Consider the following 18,512-nt stretch of genomic DNA (forward strand, 5'->3'; position numbering starts at 1 on the left):
CCGCAAGAGGTGTTAAGACCAGGAGAACCCAAATCCGAATCGAGGAGGGTCCAACGCAATCGAGGCGAACGAAAAAGACACGCAAGCCGAGCACCGAAACGAAAAAGGACACGATCGCCCAGCCAAACGAATAAAAGGAGAAGGAAAGCGAGGAGCGAATGCACGTAGGCACTCTTTGAGATGTGCGCGCCGTGTGCGCGCCAAAATGTGCGCGTAACCGGAACGTGTAGGTGTGCGAGGTGGAGTGGCGCGCTGGAAGCGCGGGCAAGCAGCCCAAGGGGTCAAGCAGGCGGTGCACTATGCCTTCGGCGGTGTCTGCGACGCAACACTGACGGCCAAGACCGCCAAGGGGACGCTAGCTGCGGTCGGTTACGCGGACGCGGTGATGACCCGGTACATCGTGGAGAACGGTGCTATCCGTGACGACCTGCTCACCCGCTCCCAGTTGAAGGATTGGGTCGACGGACTGGACCCGCTGACCGGTGAGCGGCGGGGCCGGGATCTGGAGTCTCCGGTCGCGGATCTGATTCTGGATGCGACGATCAACGCGCCTAAGTCGTTCTCGATCGCGGCGATGCTGGACCCGGATCTGGCGGCCGCTTATGAGGATCTGCAGGACCGGCTGCGGGATCGGATCATCAAGCTGTGGCAGACCGAGCTCAACGCCCGACGCGGAAAGCAGGGCGCCATCCGGGAGGATCTCGCCCGGATCGAGGTCGTGGAGTTACGGCACGAGCGGTCGCGGTCGCTGGACCCGCACAAGCACCGTCACCTGTGGCTGAACGTCAAGGTGCAGGGCTTGGATGAGAAGTGGTCGAACGTGGACACTCGGGTCGCGCTGCGGTTCCAGAACGTCGTCAATGCGGAAGGCGATCTCGCCTCGCGCACCGATCCGGCTTGGATCACGGCTCTAGCCGCGAAGGGCTTCACGCTGAACGCGGATGGGGAGATCGCGCAGCTGCAGCATTTGGTGCGGCCTTTGTCGAAGCGGTCTGCGCAGATCGAAGCGAACAAGGCCGCGCACCTCCGCGGCTGGAGGGAACACCACCCGGACGCGGAACCCTCTTTCACAGTACTGACTCAGATCGACCAGTGGGCATGGGCCGTCGGGCGACCCAACAAGCCCGCCAGCCTCGACGAAGACGACTGGGCCACGCGGATCCGTGGAGAGCTCGCAGCGGCTGACCCAATGCTCGCTCAGGAGCGCTCACCGGCGCTGGCTTTTTTCGTCTCGATCAAGGATCTCGACCTAGAACTGTTGGCGGCCAAAGCCGTTGTGGATGCGGATGCCCGTTCGACTGGAACCGGTGGCCGCTTCAGCGTGATGGACGTTAGAGCCGGTGCGCTCCGCGCAATCGCGGCGAGTGGCGTTGTCGCAGACCGGGACGAACTCGCGAAGCTCGCTGAGGAAGTTGTCGCGCATTCGCATACTGTGACACTTATCTCAGAATCAGACGCACCGAAACACGTCAAGCACCTCATGGCGGTATCCACCGCCACGCTGAAAGCCACCCTCGCCAAAAAGGTCGACGCGTTCTCGGCGCCCGGGCAGATCCTCGACACGGAAGAAGTCACTGCGATCGGTAAGGCGATCGAGCCCGATCGGACTCTCGATGACGGACAGCTCGCGGGTGCGGCAGCGATCGGTGGCACATCGCGCAACGTCGTCGTCTCCGGGCCGGCCGGTACCGGAAAGACCACGATGCTCAGGGTCGCGGGCGATGCTCTGCGGCGACGCGGCCATCAGATGATCATCGTCGCGCCGACCAAGAAGGCGTCGGCTGTAGCGGGGCGCGCAACGATGAGTTCATCGTCATCGCTCCACCAACTTCTCCACGAGTTCGGATGGCGCTGGGCGCCCGACACGTCCGGCGCAACGATCTGGATGCGGCTCTCAATCGGCGACGTGGATGCGACGTCAGGCGGCATTTATGGCGGCCCCCGGATAAGCATCAACCCTGGTGATCGCATCGTCGTGGACGAGGCCGGCATGCTGGACCTCGAGGCCGCGTCTGCACTTCTCGACGTCGTACACGCCACGGGAGCGAGTGTCGCTTTGGTTGGGGATCAGCGACAGGCGTTGCCGGTCGGGCACTCGGGCGCGATGGCGCTCTTCTGGCGCCGTTCACTTCGGCACGTAGAGCTCACGACTACGCACCGATTCGACGATCCCGAGTGGGCTGACCTTACGATGCGACTTCGTGAGCCGCGGAGCGGGGACGAAATGCGCGATGTGGCTAATGAACTCATACGAACCGACCACGTGGTAATGACAGATAGCGACATCGCAGCTCGTGAGGCGATGGTCGAAGGATGGTTCGGCGCAATGCGGCGCCGCGAGACGATTTCGTTGGTGACCGCGACGCACGCTGAAGCGCAGGAGATAAGCGAAGCGATTCAATGCCGTCGAATCGAATCCGGGGCCATATCCACCGCGACCGCGATTTTTGGGCAGTTGGGCCAAGCGATCTTCATTGGTGACGTGGTCCAGACCCGACGCAATGACAGCGCCGCTGGCGTCCAGAATCGCCAGAACTGGATCGTGAAGGCAATAGGCAAGGACCACATGGTCCTTGCGGCGAGCGCCGACTTCGACCGACCTACGGAAAGTCAGCCTCGCTTACGCCGAATCCCACATCCACCTCGCATACGCGACGACGGTCTACGGAGTCCAAGGCGAGACAACCGACCGATCACTCGTCGGACCCGGAGTCGATGCCGCAGGCTTGTACGTCGGTCTCACCCGCGGCAAATCAGATAACGCCGCGGTTCTAGTGGCTCCGACCGAGAACTCCGCAATGTCCCAACTGGTCGAGATGATGCAACGCGAGCCTGTGGAAGAGACGATGGAAAAGTCGCTAGCAGCTGCGCAGATCGAGCTCCGACGTGCAGCGCAGTCGGTCGCCGGGCCGATCGTCACGGCGCCTGATCGTCAACTCACGTCGTCTGGCCTTGAATGATCAGGCCGATCGCCCTATCTGGCGAGACCAGTCTCGTAAAGCGCTCGGCCGAGCAGATTGCCTCCATCCAAAGTGGCACCTTGAGGATCAAACCCGAAGATGGCAATTCCGAGTTCATCGGCCCTATCGACGGCCTGGGGGAGCACGCCGTGACGCACGAAAATCAGAGCCCGACGTCCGTCGGCCGCCGAAGCAGACGCCGCGCTGGCCACATTATCGACGTCGAGGTTGCCGCGCTGATTGTCGACCCACGCCAGGTAGCCCGCGCTGTAGAGGTCGCACACCTGAACCGCGGCGCCGGAGGCCACGACGGTGTCCGCTGCGCCGAGGTAGATCATCCATTCGCGGCACAGTTCGATTGCTTCATCGTCCGAAGCGCCCCGAAGGCTTCGGCTCCGGAGGCTGCCGTTCCATAAGACCAGTCTGCCTGAGACCGCCGTCGTCGCAACTTATGACGCTTCTCCCGTCAACGAAATGTCGGCGCTCGCGCGTAGTCTGACGCCGCCTACCTCATCGCGGCGCAAAGCCGCGATCGGCGATTGGAGCTGAGCTATGGGGAGCATTCGCGCATACGAAACGGCCGGCGGCAAACGTTACCGAGTTCAGTATAGAACGCCCGAGCGCGACCTCACCGGCAAGCGCGGCTTTCGAACGAAGCGAGACGCCGAGCTCTTTCTGGCATCCGTCGAAGTCGCAAAGGCCCGTGGCGAGTTCGTCGACGCCCGAGCGTCGCGATCGACCATCAGCACCCTCGGTGCCGAGTGGCTGTCCAACCAGCACCATCTGAAGCCCTCATCACTCCGACCGGTTGAGATCGCCTGGCGACTGCACGTCGAGCCGAAATGGGGAAGCCGGCGAGTCGGCGAGATCCGTCACTCGGAGGTGCAGAACTGGGTGACGGCCTTCACTAAGGGCAACGGCAAGCCGCGCTCGGCGACGACCGTCCTCCGTGCCTACGGCGTCCTTGCTGGCGTCCTTGACACCGCCGTCATGGATCGCCGGATCCCCTCGAACCCGGCTCGCGGCGTCAATCTTCCTCGAAAGCTCAAGGGGAAGCACAAGTACCTGAGCCACATGCAAGTCGATCTCCTCGCGGAGAACGCGAAGAAGCACCGAACTATGGTCCTGTTCCTTGCCTACACCGGGCTGCGATGGGGTGAAGCAACTGCCCTGCATGTTCGTGATGTCGATCTGGATCGTCGACGTGTCGACGTTCATGAGAATGCGGTTGAAGTCTCGGGCACGATTCACGTCGGAACGCCGAAGACCGGCGAAGCTCGCAGCGTCCCGTTTCCACCGTTTCTCGCGCCGCTTCTAGCGACAATGACTGAGAACAGGGCCGCGTCCCAGTTGCTCTTTGGCAATGGGGACAGCTACCTACATCAACCAGATCGTCGTCGAGGCTGGTACGTATCGGCGATCGCGCGTTCGCAGACCGCCGACAAGGATTTTCCACGCGTCACGATCCATGACTTACGACACACCGCAGCGAGTCTCGCGATCAGCGCCGGCGCGAACGTCAAAGCAGTCCAACGGATGCTTGGTCATGCGTCCGCCGCGATGACTCTCGATACATACGCCGACCTGTTTGACGACGACCTTGACGCCGTAGCTGCCGCTCTCGGTCGTGCGCGAGAAGAATCGGTATATGGAAAACCGGGCCCCTCTACTCCTCGGAGGCTGGCGACTTAGCCTCCATCAGAGCGATCAGCGCGTTCAGCGATTGGGCCAACATCTCAACGACCGAGTTGAAAGCTGGCAAGGGCGCCTTGCCAAGGATTCCGAGCTCGGTTGCCGCTCGATCGGACTGTGAATTTCGGAGGTGTGCCACGCCGCCCCTTGACCTCAGCGCCTGTAACTGACGAAGCGGTGCGGTCACATCGTTCTCGTCTCCGAGCTGCTCAGCCCAGCGCTGCAAGAGCGCCAGCGACTTTTCGTCCTTGGTCGACGCGACCGCCCTCTTCAGAGGCGTCGGATCGATGGCGTCGACAAGGGCCTTGGTTAAAACGAGCACGGGGGTGGCTAGCGCCGAGGGGTCATCGGTGAGCGGACCGACCAATGATTCGAACTCCTGAGAGAAGTTCCTTTCCAGGGGCCGCCAGATCGGGTCTCCGAGGAGGACCGACGATATCTCGGCCGCCTTATCGCGCGCTGCGCGCAGGTCTCTGACGGGATCTGGGGAAGAAGCCCACTGGTTGAGAAAATCTCGTCGGAAGCGCCCTTCTTCCATTTGGCCCTCCGGCGGAACGTTGTAAGAGAGCCAATGGCCCCACGCATCCGAAGGGAGGTCGCGTCCCAGATCACCAAGATAGGCCTCGACCAACCCGACACTGTTTATCGAGATGTCGAGGCCCCACAGATTGAGGCAGGCGAGACGCGAGGGTGACACCGCATAGCGGCTAGGTTCGGCTGCGTACGGCTGAAGCACCTCGCGCTTGAAATAGACCGGGGTCAAGTAGTGCAGTCTTGTTCCATCACGGTCGAAATAGGTTCCAAGCTTGTCCGGGTTTGCGCTGTGTCGCAGCGGCCTCCCTGATGCGGCGTCAGTGCCGTAAACAAATTCCGGATAGTCGCGTTCCGCCTCTCGCTCAATGAACCTTGGCGCCCTCTCGGTATCTGCGCCCGAAACGAGAAACTGACCCATCAGTCCCGCTGTTACTGGCCGCGATCCGAAATGGCGGTCGCTCTCCGCCCAGAAGTGAAAGTGAGCCCAATCGCTAACGTGTTCGGAGTCGACTCGCTCGAACGTGCCATCGACCTGCTTCTGCACGTAATCACGTTGAAGCACCACGGCTCGATCGGCCCGGAAAAGAAACTGGCGAAGCTCGAAAGCGCGCACCTCAACGATCCACTCGTCCTCGCTTGCGCTCCAGCGCACTAGCTCTTGCTCGCGGCCGGCCCGATTTAGATATCGCCAACCGTCGATGACGCGGTAAGCATCCCAAAACCACAAGAACGGCATCGAAATCTCAACGACTGGCGATTTCGAGCCACTTGGCCGACGAACCTGGGCAAGAAACTCGACGCGTGTCTCACCATCCAAGCCCTTGAGACCCTGATCCACATGCCCGTTGTCCCAGAGACCGAAGTTCCCCAAGTCACGGCCGAACCACGACGTGCGTTGTAGAGCTTGTGGACCATCCTCTGGTCGGATTAGAACGCATCCTGCTCCACCGTGCTCGGCCTCGTTGTAGAAGTTCTCGACGAGCTTTACCCATCCTGTAGGTGTTCGAACCACTTCCTCTAGTCGCTTGTACGGCCAGACCTCATCAGGGAATGCTTCGTCTGGCTTCGCCCACGCCTGCGCCAAGCTCCCCTCGGAGCACGGAGACGTGTATCCCGGTATCAGTGGAATGCTCACAGCATCACCGTAGCGACGTGCGCCGACGGCGGAGGTCTGTGGTAGCCCTCTGGTGAGTCGCCACCCCAAGCAACGGATGTAGTCAAAATGTAGTCAAATGGCCGTTCTCGCCAACGCAAAAACCCCCGCATCCCTTGTAAACACTGGGATCGCGGGGGCCTGCACGTGGCGGTACCGGTGGGATTTGAACCCACGGTGGGCTTTCACCCACACAACTTTTCGAGAGTTGCACCTTCGGCCGCTCGGACACGGTACCGCGGACTATCGTACGCGAACGGTCCGCTTCCCGCCAATCGACAGGGAACGCCCAGGCGTGGCGCGGATGCGCGCGAGTACAGTGCTGGGATGGTGACGAAGAGTCGTGTCGTTGTGGGGGCCGGGATCTCCACGGTAGCGGTCGGGCTTCTCGCGTGGGCGAGGGTCAAGAAGGCGCAGGAAGCGCTGGAGGCCAACCGTGTGCGGATGAGCGAGACGCTGCCCGTACACTCCAAGTGGTGGCGGGATGCGGCCAAGGCCGAGGGCGAGCTGCTGTATGTGGCCATCGGCGACAGTGCGGCGCAGGGCATCGGCGCGTCCGCCCCGCGCAACAGCTACGTCGGCGTGATCGCCGATCACATCAAGGCGGCCACCGGCCGGTCGGTCCGCATGGTCAACCTGAGTGTGTCCGGCGCCACCGTCGCGCTGGCGGTCGCCGACCAGTTGCCGCGGTTCGCCGATCTGAAGCCGGACATCGTCACCGTCGCAATCGGCGCCAACGACATCGCCTCGTTCGATCCTGCGCTGTTCGAGGAGGGAATCCGGAAGGTCTTCGCGGCCATCCCGGATGACGCGATCGTCGCCGACCTGCCCTGCTTCTACCTGCCGTGGAACGAGAAGAAGGTCGCCGTCGGCAACGCCATCCTCCGGCGCGTGGCGGCCGAGCGCGGCCTCACCGTCGTGCCGCTGCACGACACCATGAAGCGTCAGGGGCTCCGCGGCGTGGTCACCCAGTTCGCCGAGGACCTCTTCCACCCGAACGACCGCGGCTACCGCGTGTGGGCGTCGGCGTTCCTCCCTGCGGTCACCGCGCACGTCGTCCGTCGGTTCCCGCGGCGCCCCGTGCCCGTCGAGCAGTCGGCGCAGGCGGATCAGGCCGCTCCGTCGATCCAGGATGCGCAGCCGAGCCAGGAGGCGAAAGCGAGCTGATCGCCGGCTCTCACCCCTTCTTGTCCCCCGGCGCCAGGTGCGCCAGCACGCGCTCCCACGCCGGGATCACCACGAGATGCCCGACCTCCGGCACCATCTCGACGCGCGCATCCGGGATCGCCTTCTGATACCAGGTCGCGTGCGCGTTCCCCGCGAGTGGGTCGCCCTGCCCGTTGACGATCAGCGTCTTCGCCGCCACGTCTGCCGGATCGAACCCCCACGGTTGTGCCGTGTAGCTGAGGATGTCGGCCGCAACGCCGCCCGCGCCCTGACGGAACGCGTCCTTCAGCATCCTGCCGAGCCTGTCCCTGGCGCCCGGCCTGGCGAGCGCTGCGTCGTCGACCGCGGACACGCCGAGGAGGTCGAGGGGCACGTCGGTGACTTCGCCCGCCGCTCTCACCGCGTCGGACTGGTCCTGTAGCATTCCGGTGAGCTGGGCGAGCGCCGCATCCGGAGTCAGGGTGGCGAGGTGGTCGGACATCGCCTGCAACTGCGGATCGATCCACGGCACGGCTTCGTTCGGAGCGGGCGTTGCGATGATCGCGACGCGATCGGCGAGGTCGGGATGGCGCGCGGAGAACGCGAGCGCGATCCGGCCACCGGCCGACCATCCGGCGATGCCGATCGTCTTCGGCCGGGTGATGCCAGAGCTGGACTCGTCGTGGCTCATCGCCCGGAGATACTCGGCGATATCGTCCGCCGACTGCGCGATGCTCGGCCAGGTGCCGGCCGGGAGGGGATCGCTCGATCCGTAGCCAGGGCGGTCGAAGGCCAGGATGTGCACGCTCCTGGTGCTGGACGCGTCGGGGTCCGGGTCGAAGATCGAGGAGCCGGGGGCGGGGTGGCAGAACACCACGACGCGCTCCGCCGCCGGGTCGCCGAGGCCGGTCACGCCGAGCTTGCGGCCGGACGCCAGTGTGAAGATCAGATTCGCCATATCGCCCATTGAACCCCCCACAACCGACACGGGCCAGCAGTTGTCCACAGTCCGCGCGATCCTCCCGCCGATGACGGTGGTCCCCCGTAGTGTGAAACCCGATCGAGGAGGTTGCGTGGCGAAGGCTCAGCTCAACTATCGCTGCACGGAGTGCGGCTGGACGACGGCCAAGTGGGCCGGCCGCTGCGGCGAGTGCCAGGAGTGGGGCACTGTCACCGAGGCGGCAGCGCCGACGGGCATCCTGCGCGCCCTCAAGCCGGTGACAATCGGCGAGGATCGCGCGGCCAGATCCATCACAGACATCCAGACGGCCACGGTCAGCCACTGGCCGAGCGGCATCGCGGAGTTCGACCGCGTGCTGGGCGGCGGCATCGTGCCGGGCGCCGCCATCCTGCTGAGCGGCGAGCCGGGCGTCGGCAAGTCGACGCTGCTGCTCGAGGTCGCCTCCCGGGCTGCGCGGGCCAAGTCGCGCGTGCTCTACGTGAGCGCCGAGGAGTCCGTCAGCCAGGTCAGGATGCGCGCGGAGCGCACCGGTGCCATGCACGACCACCTCTACCTCGCGTCGGAAGACCGACCTCGCCACGATCGTCGGCCAGATCGACGCGGTCGACCCTCAGCTCGTGATCGTCGACTCTGTCCAGACGGTGTCCAGCAGCAACGGCGAAGGTCTCGCGGGTGGTCCCAGTCAGGTGCGCGAGGTGGCGAGCACGCTCATCCGCGTCGCCAAAGATCGCAACCTCCCGGTGCTGCTCGTCGGCCACGTCACCAAAGACGGCTCCATCGCCGGGCCCCGCCTGCTCGAACACCTGGTGGATGTGGTCTGCCAGTTCGAGGGCGACCGCCAGACCGCGCTCCGCTTCGTCCGGGCGCTCAAGAACCGCTTCGGGCCGACGGATGAGGTCGGCTGCTTCGAGATGTCCGGCGAGGGCATCGTCGAGGTCGCCGACCCGAGCGGGCTGTTCCTCAGCCGCACGACAACACCGGTCTCCGGAACCTGCGTCACCGTCGCGATGGAGGGCCGCCGCCCGCTACCGGTCGAGGTGCAGGCGCTCGTCGTCTCCTCCACCGCGCCCAACCCGCGCCGCGTGACCAACGGCGTCGACTCGTCCAGGGTCGCCATGCTGCTCGCCGTCCTCGAACGCCGGGCGGGCATCCGGTTGGGCGACAAAGACGTCTACGTCTCCACGGTCGGCGGGGTTCGCCTCACCGAGCCGGGAGCCGACCTCGCCATTGCGCTCGCCATCGCGTCCGCCGCCAACGAGAAAGCCATCCCGCACACGCTCGCCGCGTTCGGCGAGATCAGCCTGGCGGGCGAGATCCGTCCCGTCGCCAGCGGCAAGCAGCGTGCGGCCGAAGCCACCCGCCTCGGCTTCACCACCCGCGTGGATGCGCGCAGCGAGAGCATCCGCGAAGCCCTCCGCGTCGCGTTCACGGCGGCGGTCACCGACCGCGAGCGGGAGCTCGACGCCGCGTTCTGACGCACGCGCCGAAAGCGCAACGGATCGCCCCCGGAGCGGCACGATGCTGCGCGCCTGCGCTGCTCGGCTAACCTGCCCGGCCGCGCTACCCGGCTCAGCTGCCCGGGCGAAGCGGTCAGTTCAGGATGAACTGTTGCGTCGCCGCCGACTCGATCCCGGACACGGACGTCGTCAGGTGATACGACGCTCCGCCCGCCGGCACCTGCTCGCGGGTCTGCTGGCAGGTCGCAGGATCGGAGCGCGTCCTGTCCCACTCGATCGGCGTCTGCGACGACACCGTCTTGCCCGGTTGCAGCAACACTTCGGCATCCACCTTGTCGGACTGGCAGTCCGTGGACTTCCAGTAGGTCTCCGATCCGCTCGTGATCGTGAACACCTGCTGCGCCGTCCCGGCGTCGATCTTGCACGAGACGCTGCCCGTGTTCGTGATGGAGACCGAGAGCTTCGGCGAAACGCCCGGCGCGTATGTGGTCGCGTCGGTGTTCGCCGTCACCTTCACGCTCGCCGGTTTGCACGGCTGACCGGCCGCCGTCGTGTTCTCGGTGGGGATGCTCGTCGAGCCTGCCGCACCCGTCGTCGGCTTCGTCGTCGTGGCAGCGGGTGCCGGTGCGCCCTCCGAAGAACCGGGCCGCACCACGATCAAAATGACGACCACGATCACAGCGATGACGCCGATGGCGAGCAGGAGGCGACGTCGCCAATAGACGTTGCTCGGCTGGGGGCCGACAGGATGCTTGAACGTCGACATGCCAGCAGAATAGCGGCGGACGCGACGATTACCGCGGCAACGCGCTAGAGCCGCTTCAACATACGAGTATTTCCTAGGGTGTTGGGTTTGACCCGCGCCAGATCGAGGAACTCGGCGACACCTTCGTCGTGGGAACGGACCAGTTCCGCGTACACCTCGGGATCGACCGTCTCGGTGCCCATGTCCACGAAACCGTTGCGCTCGAAGAAGGCGACCTCGAACGTCAGGCAGAACAGGCGGCTGAGCCCCAGCTCCCTGGCGTCGTCCTCGAGCCGGCCGAGCAGCGCCCGGCCGATGCCCGTTCCCAGCCACTTCTCCGACACAGCGAGCGTGCGCACTTCCGCCAGGTCGCGCCACATCACGTGCAGCGCGCCGCAGCCGATCAGCTCCCCGTCGGGTGTCTCGGCGACCCGGAACTCCTGCAGCGACTCGTAGAACACCACCGCGTCTTTGCCGAGCAGGATTCGTCGCTGCACCAGCGGCTCCACGAGCTCCTGGATGCGCACCACGTCACTGGTGCGCGCCCGGCGGATGATGAACCCGGCGCTGTCTGAACCACTCACCCGCCCAAGCCTAGCGACCACCGCATCCCGACCGTGCCATCCCGGCCGCGCCATCCCGAGCGCGCCACCCCGACCGCCTACTCAAGGCGCACGAAAGCGGGGCCGCCCACTGGGCGGCCCCGCTTCGGTACGACTGCTCCGGCTGCGTCAGTCGGAGGACGCGGCCAGGTCCGGTGTCACAGGACCCGTCCCGATCGCCGCTGCGGCGTTGACGCCCGCGCTGATCGGCTCCTTGCGGGACTCCGTGGTGAACACGAACTCGCCGTCCTTGAAGTCGACGTGCACGTGGTCGCCCGCGTTCAGCTCGCCGTGCAGGATGCGCTCGCTGAGCCTGTCCTCGATCTCGTGCTGCACAGCGCGGCGCAGCGGGCGGGCTCCGAGGGTGGGGTCGAAGCCGACCTCGATCAGACGCTCCTTGGCGGCCTGCTCCAGCTCGATCGTCATGTCACGGTCGAGCAGACGGTCGGAGAGGCGCTTGATGAACAGGTCGACGATCTGCAGCAGTTCCGGCTTGGACAGCTGCGGGAACACGATGATCTCGTCGACGCGGTTCAGGAACTCGGGCTTGAAGTTCTTCTTCAGCTCCTCGTAGACCTTGCCGCGCATCCGGTCGTAGCCGGTGGTCGGGTCGCCCTCGATCTGGAAGCCGACGGGACCGCCGGAGATGTCCTTCGTGCCGAGGTTGGTCGTCATGATGATGACCGTGTTCTTGAAGTCGACCACGCGGCCCTGGCCATCCGTCAGACGTCCCTCCTCCAGGATCTGGAGCAGCGAGTTGAAGATGTCCGGGTGCGCCTTCTCGATCTCGTCGAACAGCACGACGCTGAACGGCTTGCGGCGGACCTTCTCGGTGAGCTGGCCGCCCTCTTCGAAGCCGACGAATCCGGGAGGGGCGCCGAACAGTCGCGAGACCGTGTGCTTCTCGCCGTACTCCGACATGTCGAGGGAGATCATGGCCGACTCGTCGTCGAACAGGAACTCGGCGAGCGCCTTGGCCAGCTCGGTCTTTCCGACGCCGGTGGGGCCGGCGAAGATGAACGAACCGGACGGACGCTTCGGGTCCTTCAGGCCGGCACGCGTGCGACGGATGGTCTTGGAGAGCGCCGCGATGGCCTCCTCCTGACCGATGACGCGCTGGTGCAGTGCCTTCTCCATGAAGACGAGCCTGGCCGACTCCTCCTCGGTGAGCTTGAACACCGGGATGCCCGTCGCCTGGGCCAGCACCTCGGCGATGAGTCCCTCATCCACCTCGGCTGTGGTCTTCACGTCGCCCGAACGCCACTGCTTCTCGAGGCGCAGACGCTCGCCGAGGAGGTTCTTCTCCTCGTCGCGGAGCGATGCGGCCTTCTCGAAGTCCTGGTCTTCGATGGCGGCTTCCTTCTGGGAGCGCACCGCGGCGATCTTGTCGTCGAACTCGCGCAGCTCCGGCGGTGCCGACAGGATCGACAGGCGGAGGCGGGCTCCGGCCTCGTCGATCAGGTCGATGGCCTTGTCCGGCAGGAAGCGGTCCTGGATGTAGCGGTCGGCGAGGTTCGCGGCCGAGACGATCGCGCCGTCCGTGATCGACACCTTGTGGTGCGCCTCGTAGCGGTCGCGCAGCCCCTTCAGGATGTTGATGGTGTGCGGCAGCGACGGCTCGTTCACCTGGATGGGCTGGAAGCGGCGCTCGAGGGCCGCATCCTTCTCGAAGTGCTTGCGGTACTCGTCGAGCGTGGTGGCGCCGATGGTCTGCAGCTCACCGCGGGCGAGCAGCGGCTTGAGGATCGACGCGGCGTCGATCGCGCCCTCGGCCGCTCCGGCACCCACCAGGGTGTGGATCTCGTCGATGAACGTGATGATGTCGCCGCGGGTGCGGATCTCCTTGGTGACCTTCTTCAGGCGCTCCTCGAAGTCTCCGCGGTAGCGGGAGCCGGCGATGAGGGAGCCGAGGTCGAGCGTGTAGAGCTGCTTGTCCTTCAGCGTCTCCGGGACGTCGCCGCGCACGATCGCTTGGGCGAGACCCTCGACGACAGCGGTCTTTCCGACGCCGGGCTCACCGATCAGCACGGGGTTGTTCTTGGAGCGGCGCGACAGGATCTGCATGACGCGCTCGATCTCTTTCTCGCGCCCGATCACGGGGTCGAGCTTGTTGTCGCGCGCCGCCTGGGTGAGGTTGCGGCCGAACTGGTCGAGGATCTGGCTGCCCTGCCTGCGCGGTCGCCTGATCGTTGCCCCCGACCTGGACCTGCTCCTTGCCCTGGTATCCGCTCAGAAGCTGGATGACCTGCTGGCGAACGCGGTTGAGGTCGGCGCCGAGCTTGACGAGGACCTGCGCTGCGACACCCTCACCCTCGCGGATGAGGCCGAGCAGGATGTGCTCGGTGCCGATGTAGTTGTGGCCGAGCTGCAGCGCTTCGCGCAGAGACAGCTCCAGCACCTTCTTGGCACGAGGCGTGAACGGGATGTGCCCTGTCGGCTGCTGCTGGCCCTGGCCGATGATGTCCTGGACCTGCTCGCGAACGGCATCCAGCGAGATGCCGAGCGACTCGAGCGCCTTGGCGGCGACACCCTCACCCTCGTGGATCAGGCCGAGCAGGATGTGCTCCGTCCCGATGTAGTTGTGGTTGAGCATCTTGGCTTCTTCTTGGGCCAAGACGACGACGCGGCGGGCTCTGTCGGTAAATCTCTCGAACATGTCTACTCCTATGCGACACCGTTGCAGGGTTGGCGTCGATACAAAGAGAGTAACCACCGGGAGCCCCCGTTATAGCCCCTGTTCGCCGTGGGCGTGACGAGGATTCCGCCGACTGTTCGGGATGCGCAGTGTCAGCCCCGCAGGCCGGGCAGGGTGAGCGTCGCGTCCGGAAGCGTGATCGACACATCGGAGGTGGTGGTCACTCCGGACGGCGTGTCGAAGATCGTGGTGTGCGGCACGTAGTCGCGGGTGCAGATCCCGCCTGGCGCCGGTTCCAGCGTCGCTTTGAGTTGGTTGCTCTGCGTCACGGAGACGGATGCGACCTTGGGCGGGCAGCTCGAACTGCCGTAGAGCACGATCGCGAACTGCTTGCCGCTCTGCATCCACACCGCCCATGCTGCGCCGCCCGCGCTGCTCGCCGGGGCGTCGACGCCTTTCGGCTCCCCGGCGTAATCCTCCACCGCTTTCGAGGACGCCGACGTGCATCCGGTGAGTGCCAGCCCCGCCAGGAGGATGGCGGCGGCAGCCATGGATGCGCGGCTCGCCGCGAGAGTTCGATGCACGTCTTCATTCTAGGAAGTCGGAGGTCGTCCCTCGCTGTGTGCGTTCTAGGATGCACGTGTGAGCAACCTGGAACGCGACCCGGCCGAGGTGCTCGTCGGCGACGACCCTGTGACCACGGACGCCCCCGTCGAGATCCTCGAACCGCGCGAGGTGCCGCTCGGCGGTCCCCGCGCCATGACCGTGAGCCGTACGCTCCCCCAGCGCCGCCGGTCGCTGATCGGCGGCTGGTGCTTCATCGACCACTACGGCCCCGACGACGTATCGGCGACCGGCGGGATGCGCGTCCCCCGCACCCGCACATCGGCCTGCAGACGGTCAGCTGGCTGTTCGAGGGCGAGATCGAGCACAGGGACAGCGTCGGCAGTCACGCGATGGTCCGGCCCGGCGAGCTCAACCTGATGACGGCCGGGCGGGGGATCAGCCACTCCGAGGTGTCGACGCCCGCCACGACCAGACTGCACGGCGTTCAGTTGTGGGTGGCGCTCCCCGACGCATCCCGAGGCACGGAGCCGTTCTTCGAGCACCACGTCCCTGTCGCCGCCGTGCTCTCCGGATCGCTCGGCGAGGCCGAGGTGCGCACATTCGTCGGCCAGCTCGCCGGAAGCGGCACGGGCGCAACGGTGTTCAGCCCGCTCGTCGGAGCCGAACTGCTGCTGCGCGGGCCGGGCGAGATCGTCGTGCCGGTCGATCCGGCCTTCGAGCACGGGATCCTGGTGGATGCGGGCGACGTGTCGGTCGCCGGCGTCCCTGTCCCGCGCGCCCACCTGGCCTACCTGCCGCCCGGCTGCGACACTGTGACGGTCACGGCCGGCGATGGCGGGGCACGCCTCATCCTGCTCGGCGGCGAACCGCTCGGCGAGCAGATCGTGATGTGGTGGAACTTCATCGGCCGCAGCCACGACGACGTGGTGCAGTACCGCTCCGAGTGGATGCGCGACGTGATCGACGACGAAGACGAGCACGGCCGTTTCGGGACGGTCGACGGCTACGACGGCCGGGCGCTGCCGGCGCCGGACCTGCCGACCGTGCGGTTGAAGCCGCGCGGCTGACTGCTACTGCAGCGCCGAGGTCAACCTGGCGAGGTTGTCCAGCACGGTGGAGCGCAGCGGCTGCTTCATCCACTCGTCGAGGGTGAGCTCGCGGCTGTCTTTGCGGTAGCCGTCCTCCACCGCTCGCATCTCCTCCACGAAGGAGCGGCCGCGGACCATCAGCGACACCTCCATGTTGAGCTGGAAGGAGCGCATGTCCATGTTGCTCGACCCGATCACGGCCACGTCGTCGTCGATCGTGAAGTGCTTGGCGTGCAGGATGTACGGCTTCTTGTACATCCAGATGCGCACCCCCGCCCGCAGCAGCGCCTCGTAGTATGACCGCTGTGCGTGGTAGACGAGCGCCTGGTCGCCGATTTCGGACACGAACAGGTCGACCGCGATGCCGCGCTGCGTCGCCGTGGTGATCGCGGTGAGCATCGACTCGTCCGGCACGAAGTACGGGGACGTGATGACGATGCGCTCCTGCGCGTAGTAGAGCAGCGCAAGGAAGAGGCGGAGGTTGTTCTTGCCGGGGAACCCGGGACCGGAGGGCACCACCTGGGCGTCGAGCGCATCCGTGGTGATGTCGTCGGTGATCGGCTCGGTCTCGCGCTGGAGCAGCTCGTCGGTCTCCGAATACCAGTCGGTGATGAAGATGGCGTTGAGACCGGCGACGATCGGGCCTTCGAGCCGCACGATCAGCTCTTTCCACTTCAGGCCGCGCTTGATGTTCGACTTCTTGTTGTAGCTGCGGTCGATCACGTTCAGCGAACCCATGAACCCCACGCGGCCGTCGATGATCAGCAGCTTGCGGTGGTTGCGCAGGTCGGGCCGCTGGTACTTGCCGCGGAACGGCTGAACGGGCAGCATCAGCTGCCACTTCGCGCCCATCTCGGTGAGGCGTTTGGTGGTGGCCTTGTAGTCCCTGGTGCGGAACGAGGCGACGTGGTCGAGCAGGACCCGCACCGAGACGCCGCGCTTTACGGCGTCTTCCAGCGCGTCGAAGAACGGCTTGGTGGTCTGGTCGCAGCTCAGGATGTAGAACTCGACGTGCACATACCGGCGGGCGTTGCGGATCTCCTCTGTCATCAGATCCAGGGACGCCTGATAGTCGCCGTTGAGCGCTGCCGAGTTGCCGCCGACCAGGGGCATCGCGCCGAGGTTGCGGTTGAGAGCCACCACAGACTCCAGCCACGGCGGCCACGGATGCACGCGGCTCACGCGCTCCATGCCGTCGGTGGACTCGATGATGAAGCGGTTGATCTCGGCCTGCTTGTCCCTGCGGCTCTTCGGCAGCTTGTACGAGCCGATCAGGAGGAAGAACAGGACGCCGATGTACGGGATCAGAAAGATAGCCAGCAGCCAGGCGGTGGCAGACGTGGGCTTGCGGTTGCGCGGGACGACGATGATCGCGATGACACGGATGATGAAGTCGACCAGAAGCAGCAGCACCACGATCGCGGTGGTGAGGAACCCTGCGTCCATCGGCGCGCATCCCCTCTACCGGCTGTGTGTGGACGCGCTGGAATGCACGCCTTATCGCTTACCGTATCGAAGCGGCGGCCCGGAGGGTACCCGCGACGCGGCGTTGGGAGACGATGCGTCGGGCTAGGACTTGGGCGCGAGGCCGCGGCGGGCGCGCTCTTCGGACTCCATCTTGGAGTACACCTTGCGCTCGGTGCGGTCGGCGCGAACGATGGCGCGCATGATCAGCCAGAAGAGCAGACCGACGAGGACGGTCGGTGCGAGTGACCACACGATCCCAGCTACGACATCATTCATAACCTGATAATGGTATCCCCTGGACCTGAGAATGGAGTCCATCACGCCCCCCGTCGCCGTCTTCCTCACCACCTGGAGTTTCGATCCGGTCGCCGCCATCGCGATCGTCGTCGCCGCTGCTCTCTATCTCGCGGGCATCCTGGCGCTGCGACGCCGCGGTCATCGGTGGCCGACCGCTCCGACCGTGTGGTTCTACGCCCTCGGGCTCGGCTCGTACGCGTGGGTGTCGTTCGGCTTCCTGGGCACATACAGCTCCGAGTTGCGCTGGGCGTTCACGACCAGGATCGCGCTGCTGCTGTTCGCCGTCCCCGCGCTGATCAGCCTCGGCAAACCGGTCGCTCTCGCCCGTGTCGCCTTGAGCGGGCGGCGCCAGAGCCGCCTGGAGGCCACGCTGCGCTCCCGGGCGATCCGGCTGTTCGGCAACGCGATGTTCGCACCCCTGTTCGCCTGCGCGGTGTTCCTCGTGTTCCTCACACCGCTCGCCGCCGTGCTGCGCGACAACCCGTGGTCGGAGTGGACGATCACCGTCGTCACCCCACTGGCCGGGATGCTTATGGTGCTGCCGATCGCCGCCCATTCGATCATCCGCACCAGCTTCTTCATCACCGTCGAATTCCTGCTCGCGTTCGTCGAAATGCTGCTCGACGCGATCCCCGGACTGCTGCTGAGACTGGACGACGGCATCCTGGATCACGCGCCAGTGGTGCTCGGACATCTGCCGTTCTGGTTCCCGAACGCCCTCCACGACCAGCATTTGTCCGGCGACTTCCTGTGGTTCATCGCAGAAATCGCGGACGTTCCGGTGTTGATCATCCTGTTCATCCGGTGGATGCGCCTCGACCGCCGCGAGGCGGCCCGCGTCGACGCGCTCACCGACGCCGACCTGGACGCGCTGACGCGCGAGCACCTGCGCCAGCGGCACTGAGCGCGGGGCGGCTGCGCTGCGCTCGCCGCGCTGCGCGCCACGGCGCCGCGACTCGTGCAAAAGGTGCGGTGCGGGACGCCGCGACCGCACTTTTCGCACGAGGCGTGCGCGCTACTTGACGAGGGGGAAGAGGATCGTCTTGCGGATGCCGAGGCCGGTGAGCGCCATCAGGAGGCGGTCGATGCCCATACCCATGCCGCCCGAGGGGGGCATGCCGAACTCGAGGGCGCGGAGGAACTCCTCGTCGAGGCGCATGGCCTCCACGTCGCCCTGTGCCGCCAGCTTGGCCTGCTCGACGAAACGC

At 65.6% G+C, this 18,512-nt stretch carries 14 protein-coding genes, 1 tRNA gene and 3 pseudogenes; 7 read left to right on the forward strand and 11 right to left on the reverse strand.

Annotated elements, in window-relative coordinates:
- The first annotated feature begins 244 nt into the window (after positions 1-244).
- Both AC37TH_RS15280 and AC37TH_RS15285 read left to right on the forward strand, forming a co-directional pair.
- Entirely contained in the window at positions 245-2,761 is a 2,517-nt protein-coding gene (locus tag AC37TH_RS15280) for an AAA family ATPase (RefSeq protein WP_490765208.1), read from the forward strand.
- Positions 2,762-2,798: 37 nt separating this feature from the next.
- Complete coding sequence (locus AC37TH_RS15285; RefSeq protein ID WP_490765209.1) at positions 2,799-2,960, forward strand: hypothetical protein; 162 nt, start codon at positions 2,799-2,801, stop codon at positions 2,958-2,960.
- Positions 2,961-2,974: 14 nt separating this feature from the next.
- Here AC37TH_RS15285 and AC37TH_RS15290 read toward each other — a convergent pair whose 3' ends face one another.
- A complete protein-coding gene (locus tag AC37TH_RS15290) occupies positions 2,975-3,298 on the reverse strand; it encodes a hypothetical protein (protein ID WP_490765210.1) in 324 nt (107 codons plus the stop codon).
- Positions 3,299-3,512: 214 nt separating this feature from the next.
- Here AC37TH_RS15290 and AC37TH_RS15295 point away from each other — a divergent pair, with 214 nt between their 5' ends.
- Entirely contained in the window at positions 3,513-4,652 is a 1,140-nt protein-coding gene (locus AC37TH_RS15295; protein ID WP_490765211.1) for a site-specific integrase, read from the forward strand.
- Here AC37TH_RS15295 and AC37TH_RS15300 read toward each other — a convergent pair.
- Both AC37TH_RS15300 and AC37TH_RS15305 read right to left on the reverse strand, forming a co-directional pair.
- Positions 4,627-6,321, reverse strand: a complete 1,695-nt coding sequence (locus tag AC37TH_RS15300; RefSeq protein WP_490765212.1) for a hypothetical protein — start codon at positions 6,319-6,321, stop codon at positions 4,627-4,629. The genes AC37TH_RS15295 and AC37TH_RS15300 overlap by 26 nt on opposite strands.
- Positions 6,322-6,487: 166 nt before the next feature.
- Positions 6,488-6,577: transfer RNA gene (locus AC37TH_RS15305), tRNA-Ser, on the reverse strand.
- 89 nt (positions 6,578-6,666) lie between these two features.
- Between AC37TH_RS15305 and AC37TH_RS15310 the strand changes: the two genes are divergently transcribed.
- Complete coding sequence (locus AC37TH_RS15310; RefSeq protein WP_490765213.1) at positions 6,667-7,506, forward strand: SGNH/GDSL hydrolase family protein; 840 nt, start codon at positions 6,667-6,669, stop codon at positions 7,504-7,506.
- A 10-nt stretch (positions 7,507-7,516) separates the two neighbouring features.
- Here AC37TH_RS15310 and AC37TH_RS15315 read toward each other — a convergent pair whose 3' ends face one another.
- A complete protein-coding gene (locus tag AC37TH_RS15315) occupies positions 7,517-8,443 on the reverse strand; it encodes an alpha/beta fold hydrolase (RefSeq protein ID WP_490765214.1) in 927 nt (308 codons plus the stop codon).
- A gap of 70 nt (positions 8,444-8,513) precedes the next feature.
- Between AC37TH_RS15315 and radA the strand changes: the two are divergent.
- Positions 8,514-9,921: pseudogene (gene radA / locus AC37TH_RS15320) on the forward strand (DNA repair protein RadA).
- A gap of 115 nt (positions 9,922-10,036) precedes the next feature.
- Here the strand turns inward: radA and AC37TH_RS15325 are convergent.
- The 4 genes and pseudogenes from AC37TH_RS15325 to AC37TH_RS15340 all read right to left on the reverse strand — a co-directional run bounded on the left by AC37TH_RS15325 (position 10,037) and on the right by AC37TH_RS15340 (position 14,469).
- Positions 10,037-10,669, reverse strand: coding sequence for a hypothetical protein (locus tag AC37TH_RS15325; RefSeq protein ID WP_490765215.1), 633 nt, complete (start codon positions 10,667-10,669; stop codon positions 10,037-10,039).
- A 44-nt stretch (positions 10,670-10,713) separates the two neighbouring features.
- Positions 10,714-11,232 (reverse strand): amino-acid N-acetyltransferase, encoded by a 519-nt coding sequence (locus AC37TH_RS15330; protein ID WP_490765216.1) that lies wholly within the window; start codon positions 11,230-11,232, stop codon positions 10,714-10,716.
- Between the two features lie 147 nt (positions 11,233-11,379).
- A pseudogene (locus AC37TH_RS15335) lies at positions 11,380-13,906 on the reverse strand (ATP-dependent Clp protease ATP-binding subunit).
- Between the two features lie 131 nt (positions 13,907-14,037).
- Positions 14,038-14,469 carry a hypothetical protein gene (locus AC37TH_RS15340; protein WP_490765217.1) on the reverse strand — a complete coding sequence of 144 codons (432 nt, stop codon included), beginning with the start codon at positions 14,467-14,469 and terminating at the stop codon, positions 14,038-14,040.
- Between the two features lie 58 nt (positions 14,470-14,527).
- Here AC37TH_RS15340 and AC37TH_RS15345 point away from each other — a divergent pair.
- A pseudogene (locus AC37TH_RS15345) lies at positions 14,528-15,519 on the forward strand (pirin family protein).
- 3 nt (positions 15,520-15,522) lie between these two features.
- Here AC37TH_RS15345 and cls read toward each other — a convergent pair.
- Both cls and AC37TH_RS15355 read right to left on the reverse strand, forming a co-directional pair.
- Positions 15,523-16,986, reverse strand: a complete 1,464-nt coding sequence (gene cls / locus AC37TH_RS15350; RefSeq protein ID WP_490765218.1) for a cardiolipin synthase — start codon at positions 16,984-16,986, stop codon at positions 15,523-15,525.
- A gap of 123 nt (positions 16,987-17,109) precedes the next feature.
- The gene (locus AC37TH_RS15355; RefSeq protein WP_490765219.1) at positions 17,110-17,283 is read right to left on the reverse strand and encodes a hypothetical protein; all 174 of its coding nucleotides are present in this window, start codon (positions 17,281-17,283) and stop codon (positions 17,110-17,112) included.
- 31 nt (positions 17,284-17,314) lie between these two features.
- Between AC37TH_RS15355 and AC37TH_RS15360 the strand changes: the two genes are divergently transcribed.
- Positions 17,315-18,208 carry a cytochrome c oxidase assembly protein gene (locus AC37TH_RS15360; RefSeq protein ID WP_490765220.1) on the forward strand — a complete coding sequence of 298 codons (894 nt, stop codon included), beginning with the start codon at positions 17,315-17,317 and terminating at the stop codon, positions 18,206-18,208.
- Positions 18,209-18,319: 111 nt separating this feature from the next.
- Here AC37TH_RS15360 and AC37TH_RS15365 read toward each other — a convergent pair.
- A partial coding sequence (locus tag AC37TH_RS15365; RefSeq protein WP_490765221.1) for an amino acid--tRNA ligase-related protein occupies positions 18,320-18,512 on the reverse strand: 193 nt, incomplete at its 5' end.

The sequence above is a fragment of the Leifsonia sp. McL0627 genome (assembly GCF_058244615.1).